The organism is Uniformispora flossi (assembly GCF_049534875.1).
In the GTDB taxonomy this organism is placed as follows: Bacteria; Actinomycetota; Actinomycetes; order Streptomycetales; family Streptomycetaceae; genus Yinghuangia; species Yinghuangia aomiensis.
The window spans coordinates 71,279-91,142 of the sequence record NZ_JBMULZ010000024.1 but is presented as its reverse complement, the minus strand read 5'-3'; the positions used below and the strand labels follow the sequence as shown (position 1 = coordinate 91,142).

Sequence of the window (19,864 nt, the reverse complement as noted above, 5' to 3'; positions counted from 1 at the left end):
CATGAATGCGATCAACATACCGCTCATGGCCTACGCTCCCCAGGCCCCAAGAAGATCGTCAGCCGCAAGCACAGCATCGTTGTCGGCACTCTCGTCCTGCTCATCCTGGTCACCGGCAACGGCATCTCCGACAACGAACATGAGCTGCGCCTGGGCCTCTGGACCCAGGTTGATGACGGTTTTGTCGGGGGTCCTCGAGGGTTTAACGCTACGTCGACGCCGACGCCGACGCCTGGGTCCTGGCATCTGCTCCGTTGGACGGGGTCGTGCGTCCCACGCGATGCCGCAATCGTTGCGGGGACTCATGCGGGCTTCGGGTGGCATGTCGGTCGCGTGTGGCGGCTCTGTACCTGCTGACAATGCCATCCGCGCAGGTCAGGTGGCAGATTGTGCCTGCCGAGAATGTCATCCGTACAGTTCAGGCAGCGCACGGTGGCGCTTCGGGAAGTCCACCTTGATCCGGCATCTCGCCGACACCGCGACGAGCGACGATGCCGCTGGACTGGCTCAGTCCCGTGTGTGCAGCACGTACGTTCGTCTGCTTAGTGAGGGCTGGTCTGAAATCATGTGCGGATGGCCAGTCTTCAGGCGTGGGTGAGGTCTACCGATGAGCAGGTGGGGAGCCACCTCCTCCGGCATATGGTCGCCACCCAGGACGGCGTCGAGGTCGGCGTGCACTGGGCTGCGGAGGCCGTCCCCGGGGCGTACGTATCGCCCAAGCGTGTCGCCGACATCCTCGAAAGCCTTGGCAAGCCGGCCGCTGCGACCTTCCTCAAAAGCAGGCTTCCCACTGGTCGAAAAGCCCGGTCCGGAGATCTCGGGGAGATCATCGGAGCGCAGATCGTCACCAGCGAGCTCGGCTACCCGACCGTGTCCCGGCTGCGATGGAAGGACCACCGCGAGATGGCGATGCGAGGAGACGACATCATCGGCGTACGTCTTCCGGATTCGGGGGCGGTGCAGTTCCTCAAGGGCGAGGCGAAGAGCATCGCCAGCCTTGACATGAGGACCGTCGAGGATGCGGACCGCGCTCTGCAGGGCGACGACGGGCGCCCATCCCCGCACGCGTTGCAGTTCGTCGCCGAACGCCTCCACGAGCAGGGGGACGACGCCCTTGGGCGCGCCGTTGACGCTGCACTGCTGGTCCACGGGATCACTGAGCAGCAGGTAGTACAGCTTCTGTTCACCTTCACTGGCGGCAACCCCTGCAACCTGCTGCGAACCAACACGAAGGCATACAGCGGGGCGATTCGCCGGTTTGTGGTGGGCCTGCAGGTCCGCGGCCACCAGGAGTTCGTCGCAGCGGTCTACGACAAGGTGGTCGCTGATGCCTGAGAGCGCCGAGGTGATCGAGGCGGCCGTTCGTGCCGCGACAGCGCCGGGGTTCCGCAACCGGCTCTTGGCCCGAGGCGAAGCGCGGGGCATGATCTGGCAGAACGGGGTGCTGCCACCGAACGCACCGGCGTTCCCTGCCATTCTCAGCTACGACCTGCTGTCCTACGGGTACTCCCTGCTCGGGCACGGGATTCGGCTCCTCGAAGCCGATGGTTCCCCGGAGTTGAGCAGGCAAGCGTTCGAGAACGCCGCGACGGCGATCGAGGCCGTCATTGCCCGCGGACCGGCCACCGCCGATCAAGGCTTCCACCGGGTTGTGGCCGCGGGCGCGTATCACCTAGGCAGGTTCTCCGCCCGGGCATTCTCGTTGCTCAACGCCGCCCAGGGCACGTCCAACCTCACCGCGAGCGAGCGCTGTCTGGTCCTCCTGATGCGCCGGGACCTCGACGGTCTGACCACTTTGGTTGCGAATCAGCAGGGTGCCGCCTCCGACGCCGATCTCGTGCAGACGTTGGCGGCCGCGTTCGAGCCCTCGGACTCCGACGCGGGCGATGACGAGGCGGGGCCGGATGTGACGGATGTGGTTGATCTGGCGCTGACCGATGCTTTCGTCCGAGCAGTCAGTGTGGCGATGCTGGCCTTCGAACGCGGCGAGGCTGCGCTGTTGGATGATGCGCTCGGCAGGCTGCAGGTCGGCCTGGATGCCGCTGGCGAGCTGGACATGGTTCCCCAGTGGTGGTGCCACCGCCTGGCCATTCACCTGCTTCGCGGGCTGTGGGGATCCAGCTTCCACACCGTTCTCCCCACTGGCCCCGCCAGCGGCGGGGAGTGGGATCGGCTGCGCACCATGTTCATCGCCTCGCTGTTCCGCCGCAGCCGATCCGAGATCGATCTGTGGCCGTCCCAGCTTGAAGCGGCAACACGCGTGCTGGACACTCGCGACAACCTCGTACTGTCGCTGCCCACCAGTGCCGGCAAGACTCGCATCGCCGAGATGTGCATCCTGGCGTGCCTGGCCGAAGGCCGGCGGGTGGTGTTCGTGACCCCGTTGCGAGCGTTGTCCGCCCAGACCGAGTGGGCGCTCGAGCGCACCTTCGTCCCGCTGGGCAAGACTGTCTCCACGCTCTACGGCACCACGGGCGCCAGCGGTCTGGACGAAGACCTGCTGCGCGAGCGGGACATCATCGTGGCCACACCGGAGAAGCTCGACTTCGCGCTCCGCAACGACCCCAGTCTGCTGAACGACGTCGGACTGGTGGTCCTCGACGAGGGCCACATGATCGGCGAGGGCGAGCGGGAGGTGCGTTACGAGGTCCAAGTGCAGCGGCTCCTGCGCCGCCCTGACGCCGACGGTCGACGCATCATCTGCCTGTCAGCCATCCTCCCCACTGGCGAGCAGATCCAGGACTTTGTCGGCTGGCTGACCGACGACCGCCCGGACGGGCTGATCGCGAGCCCTTGGCGGCCGACGAAGCTCCGCTTCGGCGAGGTGACCTGGCGTGGCGACCACGCCCGACTTAGTGTCACGGTCGGTGACGAAGAGCCGTTCGTACCCCGATTCCTCGAAGCGAGGGTGCCGTCTGGGCGCAGGGCTTCCTTCCCGAAGAATCAGCAGGAACTGACGCTGGCAACCGCGTGGCAACTCGTCGACGATGGCCAGACGGTGCTCATCTTCTGCCCGCAGAAAGTGTCGGTCACCGCGTTCGCCAAGGCCATCGTCACCCTGCATCGTCAGAGCGCGCTTCGAGGCGTTTTCGACGGTGACCCCGATCTGCTGAGCACGGCGCTGGCGATTGGCGATGAGTGGTTCGGGCCGGGTCATCCCATCCTCGCCTGCCTGCGACTCGGCGTGGCTATCCACCACGGATCACTGCCCACGCCGTATCGGAAGGAGGTGGAGCGGCTCCTGCAGCAGGGAACGCTGAAGATCACCGTGTCCTCGCCGACACTCGCTCAAGGCCTGAACCTGTCAGCCAGCGCGTTGGTGGTCCACAGCATCTGGCGCAACAAGAAGGTGATCGAACCCTCCGAGTTCCGCAACATCATCGGCCGGGCCGGGAGGGCCTTCGTCGACTCGGCGGGGATCGTGCTCCACCCGATGTACGAGAACGTCCCCAAGGCCAGGAAGGCATGGACGCGTCTGATTGCGAACACCGCGCTGCGGGATATGCAGAGTGGGCTGATGCAGCTCGTGATACGGCTGTTGAGCAAGATGCAGGACAGGCTCGGCACCAAAGACCTCGACGCCCTGATTGAGTACGTGGCCGGCAACGCCGCGTGGGTTTTCCCCGACGTGTCCCACGGCGTGCAGGAAGCCACGGAATCGGATCGCCAGGCATGGCGGGCCCAGATCGCAAGCCTGGACTGCGCCTTGCTGAGTCTGCTCGGCGAGGCAGACCTCACCGAGAACGGCATCGAAGCGGCGCTCGATACTGCGCTGGCATCCTCGCTGTGGGCACGCAGCATCGCCCGGCGGCAGGACCCGGCGCAACGCGCACTGCGAGCAGGTCTTGCGGCTCGCGCCCGCGTCCTGTGGAACCAGACCACCCCGGCGCAGCGCCGCGGCTACTACCTCGCCGGCGTGGGGCTGGAAACCGGGCTCCAGCTCGACGCGCACGCCGAGGCGCTGAACCGGCACCTGGACGATGCGAACCTCGGCATTCTCACCGGCGACGACGAAGCCGCGATCGAGGCCGTGACCCGGTTTGCTGCCATCGCCCTCGACATCCACCCCTTCGCGCCGAGAGTGCGTCCTACAGGCTGGGAGGCAATCCTGGCCGGATGGATGCAGGGCATGCCGGTGGCGGAGATCAACGCCACCAACGCGGACGAACGAATGGAGTTCATCGAAGACACGCTCGCCTATCGGCTGCCGTGGGCCCTTGAGGCAGTCCGGGTTCGCGCAGCCGCGCACGACAGTGCCAACCCCGACCCATGGGCGTCAACCGACCCAGCCCAGGGGCTTGCGGTCGCAGCCGTGGAGGCCGGGACGCTCAACAGATCGGCCGCGCTGCTCATGCGGGCCGGCTTCCCGACACGATCCGGCGCGCTTGCTGCCGTGCAGTCCGCGAACGGGCACTTCGAAACACTGACGCAGCTCCACCAGTGGCTGAACTCCAAGCACGTACGCCTGCGCACCAACAACCCCGCCTGGCCCACCCCGTCCACCCACGAACTGTGGAACGCCTTCGTCAACCGAACCGCGACAACCCTCGTCAAGACGTGGATCCACACCGTCGAGTTCGCCACCGTGACCTGGCTCGGACCGCATACCCCAGAAAGCGGGGCGCCCTACCGGGCGGTCTCGCCACCAGACGTCGAGTTCGTCACCGTCCTGGAGACAGCGGATGCCCGGCGCGTCGGCGTACTCGACATGCCGCTCAACCCTGGTCGCCGCGGACTGCTCACCGTCACCGGAACCGCGACGCGAAACACCGTCGAGCTCAGCTACTGGGGACCGTCCGACCTCAAACACCCTGTCTGATTTATTGGTCGACCGCCGCATTGTGGCAGGCACTGGCCAGGGCGACGATGATCGAGTCGACGGCTGGGCTGTCGGTGAAGAAGTAGTCGGCCATAGTGTTGTGCGCGTCCACGTCGGCTTGGGGACGTGAGGCCGAGGCTCACTCAGGCGGACCGGGCCTGGCACGCGGCACTGCTTCACCCGTTGCCGCGCGAGGCGCTGCGCGGCATGCGGCTGACCATTCGGCCGGGCACTGTCCTGTGCTGGCGCCGGGACATGGTTCGTCGCCGCCACGCGGCCTCCTTCCGCCCGAAATACTCCGGACGACCACACTGGGTCACTCAAGTGGCCCGGAACCTGGTCATGGAGCTGCAAGACATTGGCGTCACAGGGAAGTTCCTCATCCACGACCGGGCCGCCGAGGTCCCCGCCCCGTTCGACGAGATCCTCGCCGACGCCGCCATCCGCACCGTCTTCACCGCAGTGCGAACACTGTGGGTGCCGAGAGCTCCGTCCGCGCAGGTGGCAGCCGGTGAGGTGAGCGTGGTTGGCTCGGTGATCACGGCTGCGGCAGCATGATCGTCCGTGCTGCTCCGATTCGCCTACCTCGCCGTGACGAACGCGTTCGCCGTGCTGCGGATGGTGCCGATGAGCGACCGCGACAAGGACATCGAGATCCTGGCCCTGCGCCACCAGATCACCGTCCTCGAACGGCAACTCGGCAACCGGCGAACGCGGTTCACGGTGCCGGACCGGGCTCTGCGCGCGGCGCTGGTGCACTCGCTGCCGCGCGGCGTGCTGCGCCGATTGCGGTTGACCGTGCATCCGGACACGGTACTGCGCTGGCACCGCGACCTCGTCCGCGGACGCCACGCGGCGATATCCCGTCCGAAGCGACCCGGACGCCCGCCGACGGTCCGCTCGATCCGCGTCCTCGTGCTGCGTCTGGCCCGAGAGAATCCGGCCTGGGGCTACCGCCGCATCCATGGCGAGCTGGCCATGATCGGGATCCGCGTCGCCGCGTCCACCGTCTGGGAGGTCCTCAGGGGCGCAGGGAGCGACCGGGCCCCCGAACGTGGAAGGGCGACATGGGTCGACTTCCTGCGCTCGCAAGCCGACGCGCTCCTCGCGTGCGACTTCCTTGAGACGGCCACGCTGAACGGTTGACGCCAGTACATCCTCGCGGTCGTCGACCATGCCACCCGGCGCATCCGCGTCCTCGGCGCCACACCGCACCCGACCGCAGCATGGGTAGCCCAAGCCGCCCGGAACCTGGTCGCGGACCTCGAAGAGGAGGGCGCCAGGGACACGTTCCTGATCCGCGACCGGGACACCAGGTTCCCTGCGCCGTTCGACGAGATCCTCGCCGACGCCGGTATTCGCACCGTCCTGACCGCCGTGCGCACCCCTCGGATGAACGCGGTCATGGAGCGTTGGGTCCGCACCTGCCGCCACGAACTCCTCGATCGCACCCTCATCTGGAACCAGCGCCACCTGCTCCACGCACTCCGCCAGTTCGAGCAGTACTACAACCGACACCGACGCATCGCGTGCTTCACCAGGCGGCGCCGCTACGCGCGGTGCCCGAACCGATCACCGACCCCGACGAACTCCAGCGGCTGCGCATACGCCGGCACGACCGACTCGGCGGCACCATCCATGAATACCGACGTGCCGCTTTACCTGCACGGATGGAATTCTCGGCACCCACGGCGTTGCGATTCTCGGTCGTCCCGAAGGGCGACCGCCGCGGGCCCGACATCGGTGACGACGGCCAGGAGCACGCCGTTGCAACCCTCGGCCGCCCCGAACGGCGACCTCCACACGTGATCGTGTGGGACGGGGCGGACTGGCGGACGTTGCGATTCTCGGTTGCCCCGCAGGGCGACCGCCACGATTGCCCGCGCCGGGGACTGGCGTGTGTGGGCGTTGCGATCCTCGGTCGCCCCGGAAGGCAACCGCCGCCACGCGGGGCACTGTCGTGGAGACCGCATGCCCAGTAGTTGCGATCCTTGGTCGTCCCGAAGGGCGATCGCGCCTGGCCAGCACCGGGTTTGCGTCCTGGGTCTCGTCGTTGCGAACGTCGACCGCCACACGGCCTGCTCCGGCGCGCCTTCGTACCGGATCGTGTTGCGATCCTCGGCCACCCCGAAGTGCGACCGCCACGGTGCGCGGCGTCGAATCGGACTCACCCGCCGTCATGTTGCGATCCTCGGTCGCCCGGAAGGGCGACCGCCACCACGGCCCTTGGTGTGGACACACAAGCGCTCGATGTTGCGATCCTTGGTCGCACCGAAGGGCGACCGCCATGGTCGGCCAGCATGAGCAGCTGCTCGACGGAGGGGTTGCGATTCTCGGTCGCCCCGACGGGCGACCTCCGCACCGGCGACACCACGACCGCCGGCAAGGACCAGGAGTTGCGATCCTCGATCGCCCCGAAGGGTGACCGCCGCCAGCGGGATGCCATTGTGCACGATGACCGGGCGGCCGTTGCGATCCTCGGTTGCCGCCAAGGGCGACCGCCACGTCGTTCCAGTCGATTGCGTCGGCGGCCGGACGCACGTTGCGATCCTCGGCTGGCCCGAACGGCGACCGCCACGTGCGCGGAGCGAAGCCAGGACTGGCCGTCCTGGTTGCGATCCCCGGTCGCCCGGCAGGGCGACCGCCAGGCGGGGGTTGAGGACGGTCATGCCGACCATCTCGTCATTGCGATCCTCGGTCGTGCGACCGCCACTCCCGCTCGACCGGGACCGGGCGTATGCCGTCGTGTTGCGACCCTCGGTCGCCCCGAAGAGCGACTGCCACTGGGACGCTTTCAACGAATATCCGACGCAATTTCGGTTGCGATCCTCGCTCGCCTGCTAGGGCGACCGCCACGGGAAGTCGACCCCCACGAAGAAGCTCTTGAGACCGTTGCGATCCTCGGTCGCCCTGCAGGGCGACCGCCACCATAGTTCCCGAGCTGGGCAGGCTCGAACTGACCGTTGCGATCCTCGGTCGTCTCGAAGGGCGACCGCCACACCGTGCGGTTCCCGCGCATGGGCAACATGCTGCGGTTGCGATCCTCGGCCGCTCCGAAGGGCGACCGCCACATGAGTGCGCTGCGCCCGCCCACCCGGGCCGGGAAGTTGCGATCCTCGGCCGCTCCGAAAGGCGACCGCCACCTGATTGTGCAGGGCAAACCGCGTTGGCCCCAACTTCCGGCCGCATCGGTTCAATCCGCAATAACGGACAACTTCGGCATTCAGCTTCGGTGCGACCCGCGTGTCGTATGTGTGCTTCAGGTTCCGCAGGAAGCCCCTGGTGGCGAGTTGCTCGGTTTCGCTTCGGGGTGGCGTTGTGTCGGCTTAGGGTCGCTGTCGGTGACCCCTCGCGGCAGTTGGTGTCGTTTGAGGGCGCATCCGGTTTGCGATCATGAGCTCTTCTTGGGAGGTTCCCGTGCTGGTGTGGGCGCACAGCGCCAACGACTCGGGCGTTCGCCACCGGCTGGACGACCATTCGCGCGGGACTGCGGCCCGGAGCGGGGCCTTTGGCGCAGGCTTCGGGTGTGAGGCGCCTGCGGCTTTCCTGGGGTTGGTTCACGATGTCGGGAAGGCCGACTGTGCCTGGCAGCGTCGACTCCTGGTAGCGGAGGCCTTCGGTAGGGGGCGTGTCGGCGGCGATCACAAGTTGGCCGGCGCATGGCTGGTGAGCCAGGCGCTCCCGATGACGTTCGCGAGGATCGTGCTCGGACACCATGGAGGCCTGACCGGTGACGAGGAGTTCAGGGACGAACTCGACGAGGCCAAGCACAGGCTGGATGCGCTGCAGGTGTCGATCGACAGCGCGGCTGCTCTGGTCCCCGAGATCCTCGCGACGCCTCCTGTAGCGCTCCCGCCCTGGTTGGAGGGATGCTCGCGCGATGAACTCCCTCTGACGCTGGACCTGTTGATCCGCATGCTCTTCAGTTGCGTCGTAGACGCCGATTACCTCGACACGCAGCTCCACTTCGCCCCGGACACGCCGCAAGGCACGGCGCCTCCGATGGCTGAGCTCGTCGGACGATTCGAGCGTGGTCGCGCCCAAGCCCTCGCAGGCCGGCGGGGGAGTCCGGTGGGAAGCCTGCGCGAGGAGGTGTATGCGGCGAGTGTCGCCGCGGCTCGGACGCCCCCGGGCATCCACCGTCTCGCGGTGCCCACCGGCGGCGGGAAGACGTTCGCCGCAGGCGGGTTCGGGCTGCATCATGCCGCTGCGTGGGGCATGCGTCGGGTCGTGGTTGCGGTGCCGTTCATTTCAATCACGGAGCAAAACGCTTCCGTTTACCGCCAGTTGATCGCGGAGGAAGGGGACGCTGCGCCAGTGCTCCTGGAGCATCACAGCTCGGTCGATCTGCACGGCCCCTCGGCGCCCCTCGGCGCGAAGCTCGCCGCGGAGAACTGGGATGCCTCGTTCATCATGACGACGACGGTCCGGCTGTTCGAGTCGCTGTTGTCGCGCAAGCCCGCCGCGATGCGCAGGCTCCATCGTCTCGCTGGCGCCGTAATCGTGCTGGATGAGGTCCAGGCGCTTCCGGACCGGTTGCTGATGCCGATCCTGTCGGTGCTGCAGGGCCTATGTGACCACTACGGGACGACCGTCCTGCTGGCGTCGGCGACGCAGCCCGCTTTCATGGCCGTGTCAGGCTTCGAGTCCGTCCCCGTCCGTGACGTGATCCCGGATCCGGCGCCGTTGTACGCGTCGCTGCGGCGCGTCCGTTACGAGTGGCGGCTCGATCCGCAGCCCTCCCTGACCGAGATCGCGACCGAAGCCGCCGCCGAGTGCCAGTCGCTGGTCATCGTGAACACCACAGCGAACGCCGCAACCGTCCACCGAGTCCTGGAGATCGAACTTGCCTGCCCGGAAGATGCGTTCCACCTGTCGACGCGGATGGCCCCGCAGCACCGCCGCGAGGTCTTGACGGAAGTCCGGTCCCGCCTCACCGCCGGACTCCCGGTCTGTCTGGTCGCCACACCGCTCATTGAGGCCGGCGTCGATGTGGATTTCCCCCTTGTCTTCCGTGCTTTCGCGCCCGCAGAGTCCTTGCAGCAGGCCGCAGGGCGAGGCAATCGCGAGGGCCTACTGCCGGGGCTGGGCCGCGTCATCGTCTTCGACCCCCGGGACGGCGGGCGCCCCCTGGGGGAGGCCTACAAGCAGGCCATCGCCGCCACCCTGCTCCACTTCGGGCCAGGCCGAGCCGATCCCGACGACCTTGCCGCACTCACCGCCTACTACGCACTGCGATACGGCCGACTCGGCAAGGACGGCCTGGGCCAACGAATCCAAGACTTGCGCGCCGACCTGGACTACCCCTCCGTAGAGCGGGAGTTCCGCATGATCGATAACGCAGCCAGTCGTCCAATCATCGCCCTGCGCGACGACCAAGCCGAGCAGGACCTCGTACTGGAAGCGGTCCGTGAACTCCGGTCGCCGTACCCGTCCGGCCCGGAGCCGCTGCGCATCCTGCAGCCCTACACTGCGTCGCTGCCTCGTCGAGCAGCCGACCTCGCTGAGAAGCGAGGCCTCGCTGACCCGGTCATCGGCGACCTGCTGCTGTGGCGAGGCGCCTACCATCCCGCACGCGGCATCGACATTGAAGAGCCCGAAAGCACAGAGGAGTTCATGTGGTGACCGCGCGCCATCGCCATCCCCACCCACCCATGACGATCGAGGTGTCAGGGCCGCTGGCCTGCTTCACCCGCCCCGAGCTGAAGGTCGAACGGGTCAGCTACCCGGTGATGACCCCCTCCGCGGCTCGCGGAGTACTGGAGGCGATCTTCTGGAAGCCGGAGTTCCGCTACGACGTCACTCGCATCGACGTCCTCGCCCCTATCCGGTGGTTCACCGTACGCCGGAACGAGGTCAAATCCGTCATCACTCAACCCCGGATCCGGGAATTGCGCCGCGACCCGACCCGGCGTTACGACGTCGAAGAGGACCGCGACCAGCGCAACACCGTGGCTCTACGCGACGTCGCGTACCGGATCCATGCGCACGTCGAACTCCTGCCGCACGCCACAGCCCCCGAGGCGAAGTACCGCGAGCTGCTGCGCCGACGCGTTGAGCGCGGTGCGAGCTTTACTCAACCCTTCCTGGGCTGCCGCGAGTTCGCCGCGACGTTCGGTCCCGCTACCGAACGGCGCCCGATCGACCGGGACGAGGAACTCGGCGTGATGCTGCACTCCATCGCCTATGCCGATCTCGGCGAGGAGTACCACTGGTTCCGCGCCCGCCTCGAACGAGGTGTGCTCACCGTCCCCGAGGAACCCCTGGACGGGTCCGATGTGTCCATGCCGACACACGGCCTCGGCGGACGACGCACGGCCAGGCGGTGACCCGATGCTGCTGCAACGCCTCGTCGAACACGCTGCCACCCGCCCAGACATGCCACCCCTGTACTACGTACCCAAGACGTTGCGCTGGTTCGTCCCCGTCACCGCCGACGGCACACTCGCACCCGGCGGCTTGGTCGACCTGCGGCCCTCACAAGGCACGAAGGTCCCGAACGGCAAGCTCATCCCGGCCCCGGACGCCTACCGGTCCGGAGCCCTGCCGCCCCCGTTGCTGCTGTGTGACACAGCCGAATACGTGCTCGGGGTCGCCCGCGACGAGACCCCCAAAGCCGACACACAGGCCGACCGTCGCGCCGGCGAGTTCGCCGCACTCGCGCAACGCTGGGTCGCGGCGTCCCCCGACGACCCTGTCGCGACGGCCATCGGGAAGCTCCTCGATGCAGACGGACTGGCCGGCATCCCGATCCCCGACGACCTGGTCGCCGGCGACTGGGTCGGCATCATGGTCGACGCGGACTGGGCCCATCTGCGTCTATCCGCGCAGAACCTGTGGCGCGAGATTGTCGCCGAACGCAAGGGCGGCGGCAGGGTTGGGTTATGCCTGGTCTGCGGCACCGAGGGGACCTTGCTAAGCACGCTCCCCGAGAGCGTCAAAGCCGGCGCGATCCCCACCTCGGGCCAGGTCCGCAAGACCCAGCTCATCAGCGTGAACGCCTCCGCACACGGTCGCGACGACACACTGCAACTCGCCAAGACCCCTGTCTGCGACACATGCGGCTCCACCGGTATGGCCGCCCTCAACACCCTGCTCGCCGACGAGAGACACCGGCACCGGGGAACGTCATCGGCCTTCGTGTGGTGGACACGCGACTGCACCGACGCCGATCCACTGGGCACCTTGGACGATCCCAAACCCGAGCAAGTCCGCGCACTCATCGGCTCGATCCACGACGCAGCCCACAATCGTGCGACCCGCTCCCGCCTCGATCCGGACCGATTCTACGCACTGACACTGGGCACCAACAGCTCGCGCGTCGTCGTCAAGGACTGGCTCGACGTGCCGCTCCCCGACGTCCGCGACAACCAAGGCGCGTGGTTCGTCGACCACGAGACCTGGGACGGCTGGAACCGCGCCCAGCGCTGGTACCCGCTGTGGCGCCTGGCCCAGGCAGCCGGCCGCTGGGACAGGACAACTTCCCGCTACACCGGGCAACTGGTCCCGCACGGTCTGGACCACGCTCTGCTGCACAGCGCCCTGCACCGCACACCGCCGCCTGCTTCTCTGCTTCCCCACCTGCTGGGACGTGTCCGTGCCGACTGCCACATCGACGGTCCCAGAACCGCTCTGCTCCGGCTAATCCTCGCCCGCTCACCCCACGAAGGAGTTTGCATGCCCGGTCTCGACGCGGACGCCACTGACGCCGCCTATCTGTGTGGACGCCTGTTCGCCACGTACGAAAGCGCCCAGCATCTGGCGCTGCGTACTGTCGGCCAAGACGGCCGGCGGCGCGGTCCCAACGCCACAGTCGCCGACAAGTTCTTCGGGACAGCGATGACCGCCCCGCGGTACGTCCTCCTAAACCTCGAACGCGGCTCGAAAGGGCACCTCAAGCGCTTGCGCCGCGACCAGCCCGCCGCGGCTGTCGCGCTGGACAAGCAGATCGCCGCGATCTGGGGCCTCTTCGGCACCGGAGCCGAGAACGACGTCTTGCCTGCGGTGCTGTCACCGCGCCAACAGGCGCGATTTGTCCTGGGCTACCACCAACAGCGCCAAGCGGCGTTTCAGGCGGCCGCCGAACGCGCCGAAGCCAACGCCGCGGCCGCTGCACTCGACTGACCCTTCACTCGACCGGAGTAAGCGATGACCTCACCGCACCTGGACCCCACCCGCAAGCACGACTACGTCTTTCTCCTCGACGTCCGTGACGGAAACCCCAATGGAGACCCCGACAGCGGCGGCATGCCGCGCCTCGACCCTCTTACCAGCCAAGGGCTGATTACCGACGTCGCCGTCAAACGTAAGCTCCGCAACACCATCGCTCTGCTCAACCAAGGCCGCCCAGGCTACGACATCTACGTCGAAGCCGGTGTCGCCCTCAACACGCAGCACGAACGCGCTTACACCGCGCTCGGCGACAAGACCACGCCCGCAGAAGCCCAGAAATGGATGTGCGAAACCTTCTACGACATCCGCATGTTCGGTGCCGTCATGACCACCGGCACCAAGCACGCCGGACGCGTCCAAGGCCCCATGCAGCTGACGTTCGCCCGCTCCGTCGACGAGGTCCTTCCCCTCGAAGTCGCCATCACCCGCGTCACCCAGACCCGGCAGGCCGACATCGACAAGAACGAGACCACCGAGATGGGATCCAAACACATCGTCCCCTACGGCCTGTACGTAGGCGAAGGTCACTTCAGCGCACCGCTCGCCGCCCGTACCGGCGTCACCAGCGACGACCTCGATGCCTACTGGCGCGCCTTCCAGTTCATGCTCGACCATGACCGCGCCTCCACCCGCGGCTCTATGAGCCTGCGCGGCCTCCACATCTTCACCCACGACGACGCCTACGGGCGGGCCCCCGCCCGCCAACTCCTCGACCGCGTCCGCATCGAGCCCCTCGGCACCGGCCCCGCGCGCGGCTTCGGTGACTACAAGGTCGAGATTCTCGACAGTGCCCTGCCCGACGGCGTCACCCTCACCCGCATCGTGGGATGACAGCGCCCGCCACCACGCCCCACGGGGCAGGCGAGCCGGTCCAGATCGCGATCTCGGCGCTGGAGCACTACGAATACTGCGCCCGCCAAGCCGGACTGATTCTCCTCGAAGACACCTTCGTCCACGACGCCGCCACCACCCGCGGCGCCATCCTCCATGACCGCGTCCACACTGCCGGCAACGAGACTCGTCCCGGCGTGAGAACGCTGCGCGCCCTGCCGGTGTGGCATGACAGCCTCGGTCTCACCGGCATCTGCGACGTCGTCGAGATCCGCCACGGCGCAGTGACCCCCGTCGAACACAAATCCGGCTGCTATCAGCCCGGTGGACCCGGCGATGTCCAAGTCGCCGCGCAAGCCATGTGCCTGGAAGCGATGTTCGGTGTCGAGATCCCCACCGCGGTCATCTGGTCCGCCACCGACCGCAAACGCCACCCTGTCGCCGTCGACACGGACCTGCGCAACCAGGTCATCGTCACCACCGACGCCGTCCGCGCGATGCTGGCCGGCAACGTTCTTCCTCCGCCGCGAGCTGACCAACGCTGCCGACGTTGCTCCCTCCTCGACGCATGCACGCCAGGCGTCCTCGCCAACACGCGCCGCTACCAGCACGCCCTCGACGACCTGTACCGCGTCGACGTGCGTCGACCCGGCCCACCGACATGACCCGAAGGACGCGGCTTGCCGACGGAAATCCTCAACATCCTCTACGTGCAGACCCAAGGCGCCAGCCTGCATTTGGACGAGGACAGCGTCCGCGTTGTCCTGCCCGACACACCCGGACGTAAGACCCTCCCGCTGCGCCGCATCGACTCGATCGTCGTCTACGGCCACATCAACCTTTCGACCGAACTCATCACCCGGTGCGCCGACGACGCCCGCCCAATTATCTGGATGACCCAAGGCGGACGCTTCACCGCCCGTCTGCACGGCCCCACCTCGGGCAACATCCTCCTACGCCACGCCCAACACCAACTCCACAACGACCCCGCCGCGAGCCTGAACATCGCTCGCGCCTGCGTCGCCGGAAAGATCCGCAACAGCCGTCGCGTCCTGCTCCGCGCTGGCCGCGACGCCACGGGCCCTGCACAAGCCGACCTCCGCGCAGCCGCACAACAGCTTGCCGAGGCCATCCCCAGACTTCCCAACGCCGACCGCCTCGACAAACTCTTGATGCTGGAAAGGCAGGCAGCCGACGGCTACTTCGCCGCCCTCCCCGCGGCCCTGCGCCCCAACCCCGAATTCCCGCCGTTCACAGGACGCACCCGACGCCCCGCCACCGATCCGACGAACGCCCTGTTCTCCTTCCTCTACGGGCTCTTGCGCAGCTTGGCCCTCGGCGCTGCCGAACAGGTCGGCCTCGACCCTCACCTCGGGTACCTCCACGGCATGCGCCCAGGACAGCCAGGCCTTGTCCTCGACTTCATGGAAGAGTTCCGCCCCGTGCTCGCCGACCGGCTCGCCCTGACACTCCTCAACCGCCGCGAACTCCGCATGCGCCACTTCACCGAACTGCTGGGCGGAACCTGGGAACTGACCGACGACGGACGCAAAATCGTCTTCGAAGGATGGCAAGACCTCCGACGCCAGGAATGGGAGCATCACATCGCCGGCCAGCCCGTCAGCGGCGGACTCCTACCTGTGCTGCAGGCCCGCATCCTGGCCCGGCACCTGCGCGGCGAACTCCCTGCCTACCTCCCCTGGACACCCGCGTGATGGACCTCCTGCTGACCTACGACGTCGACACCACAAGCCCCGAAGGCCGACGACGCCTGCGCAAGATGGCCAAGCTCTGCGAAGGCCATGGAACGCGCGTTCAGCAATCCGTCTTCGAGATCGCCACCGACGCCAAAGGTCTCGTTGAACTCCTCGCCGAGGTCGACCGGCTCATCGACTCGGGCAAGGACAACGTGCGGGTGTATCGCCTGCCGAAGAACGGCTTCCAGACTCTCAAGACCCTAGGCGTCGCCAACGTCGTCCCCCACCGCGACGACATCGTCCTATGATGCGTCTGCAGCGCACGATCCGCCGTCCGTCACGCCCTCGGTCGACCGGTCGACCGAGGGCGTGCGCCCGCTCCCTTAACCAGACGCCGTACCACCCAGCTGCTGCGATCCTCGGTGTCCCGCAGGGGGCAGCCGCTGCTAACACGTTTCCACAGCTTCCATCACCACGAGCCGACCAGCCGGTCGGCCGTGAGCCCGCACGCGGGTTCGGCGGGGACGACTCGGGATGGCCTTCGGGTGCCGCAGGCGTGCCTGACGAACGTCTCTCGCAGCGCACGTGCACGAATTCGCGCGATCGCGAGCGTCCGCCGCCGACACCTCCGACGATTGACTCCCTGACAATCGCGAGCGCTGCTTGCCCCATGCGATGCCAGAGCTTCGGGACTCGGCCCATGTCTAGCCCGGTGTTGAATACTGTCTCTGCGTCCCCTGGCGTTGGCGGGCCGGAGTATGCGGGGAGTCGGCTGTCCCCAGCATTGGTACGGGTTCAGAGGCGGCCACCCGCTGCCCTGGAGTTGGGAACCGCAAGTGCTCATCTGTTGTGCTGGTGCAGCAGAAGCAATTGGTTCGTGTCGTGGCAGTTTGCTCCAGCCAGATGCGGGTCGAGTGTGGACCTGTGGCGGATCCCTGCATTTGGATCAGCGTGGCGGGTGGCCTCCGGGCCATTCGAGGACCGCAACGTTGGACATGAACGGGAGCGTACGACGCGCCCATCGTGGCGGGTGGCCTCCGGGCCACCCGAGGATCGCAACCACCGGTTGTGCCATGCGACCTCGCCAGGATACGGGTGGCGGGTGGCCTCCCGGTCACCCGAGGATCGCAACCCGAGATACAGCGGGTCTACGTCCGTCAACCGCACGGCGGCGGATGCCCTCCGGGCCACCCGAGGATCGCAACGTATCGAGCGGCTTGTTCGTGAACAGATGGATCTTGTGGCGGGCGGCTTTCGGGCCACCCGAGGATCGCAAGACCACCGCCGGCGACCAGTGCCGCCCGGGTCCACACGTGGTCCAACACCTGCCGACGGTGTACGGGAGCCATCCGGGTCGACAGGTGGAACACCTGGTCTGCGTCGCCGTGCCATCTGTCTTCCAGCTCGCGATGGATTTCGGCGCTGTTCTTGGTCGTGTTCACCACGATCAGAACGTGGTCATACTCGGCTGCGTCCCGGGCGATGTCCGCCAACTTCGGCTTGGGCTCCATCCGCCATTCGTAGGAGACACGGCGCAGTTGCTCGTAGAACGGGGCCGGGTCGGCGATCACCTCATGCTGCGCGACACCGGCGTACGACGAGACCGATGTGAACTCCGGCTGGGTGGCCGACGCCAAGAGGACGGTCGTGCCGTAGTTCTCACACAGATCACGCAGTACTGACAAGATCGGGACCAGCAGGCGGTCCGGCAGCGACTGGACCTCGTCGAGCACCACAACGGAGCCGGCGAGTCGATGCAGACGCCGGGCAGCCGCGGGTCGGTTCGCGAACAAGGACTCGAACAGCCGAACTGTCGTCGTGACGATGAACGGGGCGTCCCAGTTCTCGGCAGCCAGCCGGTGCCATCCCGAGGCAACGCACTTCGCGGGCCGCCGTCGGCAAGAGCCCTGTCGCTTCGGACCCCCCAGTCCCCACACGACACGCCACCCGCACCGAAGCAGAATGCCGGATCTGCGGAAACTATCCTGTCGGGGGTTGGGGGATCGAGGGTTTGCCGAATCGTTACCTGGCGGGGTGGGTGGCCTCAACACCCCTCGTGTTGAGGCCGATCTCGGTGCGGCCGAGGTGAGGAGCGGCAGATCGACGCGCGGGCTAGGTTGGTCGAGCGGTTGCCCGGCGATGGACGCACGGCCGTGGCTGGTGACTTGAGGGGAGGCGCGTCCAGGTTGCGGCCGGGGCTGCCGGCTTCGGAACTTCAAACGCTAAGTGGATAGCCGGTGTCACGGCGGAAATTGGTCCAACTTCTGGTGAATTGATGCAGTGGACTGCTGGCTGCCGTCTGGTCGCTGGTCGTATACGTGCCGTTGAATCAGCATGGCGGTCGGTCTTCGGGTTGGCCGAGGATCGCAACCTGCTCACCGTGGACAGCGACACCGGGACAGAGACGTGGCGGTCGGCCTTCGGGTCGGCCGAGGATCGCAACCAGGACTCGGTCGCGAAGCTGCGGGACTCCATCGAGGTAGCGGTCGGTCTTCGGGTCGGCCGACGATCGCAACAGCCAGTCGCTGGAGCGGCCGCAGGTCCGGCGCGGTGGCGGTGGCCCTTCGGGCGGCCGAGGATCGCAACGGCAGGGCCCGCAGCGCCGCCTCAAGGCGCGTACGCGTGGCGGTCGCCCTTCAGGGCGGCCGAGGATCGCAACACCGCCGCGCTGGTCAAAGACGCGGTGGAAACCCTGTGGCGGTCGTCTTTCGGGGAGGCCGAGAATCGCAACCTCGCGCTCGCTGCCGACGAGCGCGACCTCGCCAAGGGCGGTCGTCCTTCGGGGAGGCCGAGGACCGCAACAGTTGTTCGGCGTCGCCGAGCCAGCCAGCCTGGATGTGGCTGTCTCCCTTCGGGGCGGCCGAGGATCGCAACTAAACGGTGTCGACGACGAACCGTACTGGCGCCTGTGGCGGTCGTCCTTCGGGGCGGCCGAAGATCACAACCGGATCTACGTCATGCAGAAGGACGACGAGCCCCGATGGCGGTTGCCCCTTGGGGTGGCCGAGGATCGCAACAAGCAGAACCCGAACGCGGCGAAGGCCACGTACTCGTGTGGCGGTCGCTGTTCAGGGCGGCCGAGGATCGCAACCCCCGCGAACGCACCGCCGAGCAGCGCGCGCGCCAGTGGCGGTCGCTCTTTGGGGCGGCCGAGGATCGCAACCGCTACGCATACGGCGCGCTGGCCGCGTCCTTCGCGGTGGTGGTCGCCCTTCGGGGGCGGCCGAGGATCGCAACAACATGGTCATCGCGTCCGCGGCAACCTCCACGGCGTGGCGGTCGCCCTGCGGGGCGACCGAGGATCGGAACACGTTGTGGCCGAACTCGGCCAGCGTTTCGTCCTGGTGACGATCGCCCTCTGGGACAGCCGAGTATCGCAATGTCATCGAGCGCGCCTCCTGGCGGGCGGTGCCCGGTGTGGCGGTCGTCCGTTGGGGGAGGCCGAGGATCGCAACGCGCCGGTGTCGATGATCGTCCAGCCGCCGTTGGGTGGCGGTCGGCCTTCGGGGCGGCCGAGGATCGCAACGGTGCGCTGGTCGCGTCCGGAGGCAGGTCGACAGGGTGGCGGTTGCCCTTTGGGGCAGCCGAGGTTCGCAACACCCACGCGCCAAGCCACGGATACTCCGACCACCGGCGGCGTTCGCCCCTTTGGGGCGGCTGAGGATCGCAACAGCGTCTCCTGCGACTCCGCGAACCCATGCAGGTGGTGGCGTTCGCCTTCTAGGGTGGCCGAGGATCGGAACCAGGCGCACGAGCAGCCCGGTGCGTGGTTCGACAGCGGCTGTCACCCTTTGGGACGGCCGAGGATCGCAACCGCACCCGGACCCGGCCCATGTCCCGCGCGTGGTAGTGGCGGTCGCTCTTTGGGGTGGCCGAGGGTCACAACGGGTTTCTGCCGCCTGGATCTCCCGCTCCGTCACGTGGCAGTTGCCCGTTGGGGCGGCTGAGGATCGCAACGGCGTCAGCTTCTCCATCGCGGTGTCGACCTTGGAGTGGCGGTCGTCCTTTGGGGGGGCGGTCGAGGATCGCAACGACTTCACGTGCTCGTGGTCGACGACGGGCATCTCGTGGCGGTCGCCCTTGGTGGCGGCCGAGGATCGCAACACGATGGCGCCCGCGGACGGGGCCGCCCACACAAAAGTGGCGGTCGCCCTTTTGGGACGGCCGAGGATTGCAACGTCGGGCAGTTGAGCACGGTGTCGGCGGTGAAGAGTGGCGGTCGCCCTTTGGGGCGGCTGAGGATCGTAACCGCTCGGCCGGGTCCGTGGTCGCGCGGAGTTGGTCGTGGCGGTCGCCCTGGGAAGCGGCCGAGAATCGCAACGAGATGACCTCGGACAGGCCCTGC

The 19,864-nt window shown here is 67.5% G+C and carries 11 protein-coding genes and 1 pseudogene; 11 read left to right on the top strand and 1 reads right to left on the bottom strand.

Features of this window, described 5'->3' with window-relative positions:
- Positions 1-573 precede the first annotated feature (573 nt).
- The 11 genes and pseudogenes from ACPA54_RS34725 to cas2 all read left to right on the top strand — a co-directional run bounded on the left by ACPA54_RS34725 (position 574) and on the right by cas2 (position 15,827).
- The gene (locus ACPA54_RS34725) at positions 574-1,335 is read left to right on the top strand and encodes a Hachiman antiphage defense system protein HamA (RefSeq protein WP_423535869.1); all 762 of its coding nucleotides are present in this window, start codon (positions 574-576) and stop codon (positions 1,333-1,335) included.
- Positions 1,328-4,819 (top strand): DEAD/DEAH box helicase, encoded by a 3,492-nt coding sequence (locus ACPA54_RS34720; protein ID WP_423535867.1) that lies wholly within the window; start codon positions 1,328-1,330, stop codon positions 4,817-4,819. The genes ACPA54_RS34725 and ACPA54_RS34720 overlap by 8 nt, the downstream gene beginning before the upstream one ends.
- 342 nt (positions 4,820-5,161) lie before the next feature.
- Positions 5,162-5,377: a hypothetical protein gene (locus ACPA54_RS34715; RefSeq protein WP_423535865.1), complete on the top strand. Its 216-nt coding sequence runs from the start codon at positions 5,162-5,164 to the stop codon at positions 5,375-5,377.
- A 6-nt stretch (positions 5,378-5,383) separates the two neighbouring features.
- A pseudogene (locus ACPA54_RS34710) lies at positions 5,384-6,477 on the top strand (integrase core domain-containing protein); the annotation flags it as partial.
- A 1,759-nt stretch (positions 6,478-8,236) separates the two neighbouring features.
- On the top strand, positions 8,237-10,444 hold the full coding sequence (locus ACPA54_RS34705) for a CRISPR-associated endonuclease Cas3'' (protein WP_423535864.1): 2,208 nt from the start codon (positions 8,237-8,239) through the stop codon (positions 10,442-10,444).
- Between the two features lie 29 nt (positions 10,445-10,473).
- Complete coding sequence (gene cas5c, locus ACPA54_RS34700) at positions 10,474-11,148, top strand: type I-C CRISPR-associated protein Cas5c (protein WP_423535862.1); 675 nt, start codon at positions 10,474-10,476, stop codon at positions 11,146-11,148.
- A gap of 4 nt (positions 11,149-11,152) precedes the next feature.
- On the top strand, positions 11,153-12,943 hold the full coding sequence (gene cas8c, locus ACPA54_RS34695) for a type I-C CRISPR-associated protein Cas8c/Csd1 (RefSeq protein WP_423535859.1): 1,791 nt from the start codon (positions 11,153-11,155) through the stop codon (positions 12,941-12,943).
- 24 nt (positions 12,944-12,967) lie between these two features.
- On the top strand, positions 12,968-13,822 hold the full coding sequence (gene cas7c / locus ACPA54_RS34690) for a type I-C CRISPR-associated protein Cas7/Csd2 (protein WP_423535857.1): 855 nt from the start codon (positions 12,968-12,970) through the stop codon (positions 13,820-13,822).
- Positions 13,819-14,487 carry a CRISPR-associated protein Cas4 gene (gene cas4, locus ACPA54_RS34685; RefSeq protein ID WP_423535855.1) on the top strand — a complete coding sequence of 223 codons (669 nt, stop codon included), beginning with the start codon at positions 13,819-13,821 and terminating at the stop codon, positions 14,485-14,487. Before cas7c ends, cas4 begins: the two co-directional genes overlap by 4 nt.
- 15 nt (positions 14,488-14,502) lie before the next feature.
- Positions 14,503-15,537, top strand: a complete 1,035-nt coding sequence (gene cas1c, locus ACPA54_RS34680; RefSeq protein WP_423535853.1) for a type I-C CRISPR-associated endonuclease Cas1c — start codon at positions 14,503-14,505, stop codon at positions 15,535-15,537.
- Positions 15,537-15,827 carry a CRISPR-associated endonuclease Cas2 gene (gene cas2, locus ACPA54_RS34675; RefSeq protein WP_423535851.1) on the top strand — a complete coding sequence of 97 codons (291 nt, stop codon included), beginning with the start codon at positions 15,537-15,539 and terminating at the stop codon, positions 15,825-15,827. Before cas1c ends, cas2 begins: the two co-directional genes overlap by 1 nt.
- An 849-nt stretch (positions 15,828-16,676) precedes the next feature.
- Here cas2 and ACPA54_RS34670 read toward each other — a convergent pair.
- The gene (locus tag ACPA54_RS34670; protein ID WP_423535849.1) at positions 16,677-17,255 is read right to left on the bottom strand and encodes a hypothetical protein; all 579 of its coding nucleotides are present in this window, start codon (positions 17,253-17,255) and stop codon (positions 16,677-16,679) included.
- Positions 17,256-19,864 lie beyond the last annotated feature (2,609 nt).

Coding starts and splice junctions, on each gene's coding strand:
- ACPA54_RS34725 (WP_423535869.1), top strand. CDS start 574: ATGGCCAGTCTTCAGGCGTGGGTGAGGTCTACCGATGAGCAGGTGGGG.
- ACPA54_RS34720 (WP_423535867.1), top strand. CDS start 1,328: ATGCCTGAGAGCGCCGAGGTGATCGAGGCGGCCGTTCGTGCCGCGACA.
- ACPA54_RS34715 (WP_423535865.1), top strand. CDS start 5,162: ATGGAGCTGCAAGACATTGGCGTCACAGGGAAGTTCCTCATCCACGAC.
- cas5c (WP_423535862.1), top strand. CDS start 10,474: ATGACGATCGAGGTGTCAGGGCCGCTGGCCTGCTTCACCCGCCCCGAG.
- cas8c (WP_423535859.1), top strand. CDS start 11,153: ATGCTGCTGCAACGCCTCGTCGAACACGCTGCCACCCGCCCAGACATG.
- cas7c (WP_423535857.1), top strand. CDS start 12,968: ATGACCTCACCGCACCTGGACCCCACCCGCAAGCACGACTACGTCTTT.
- cas4 (WP_423535855.1), top strand. CDS start 13,819: ATGACAGCGCCCGCCACCACGCCCCACGGGGCAGGCGAGCCGGTCCAG.
- cas2 (WP_423535851.1), top strand. CDS start 15,537: ATGGACCTCCTGCTGACCTACGACGTCGACACCACAAGCCCCGAAGGC.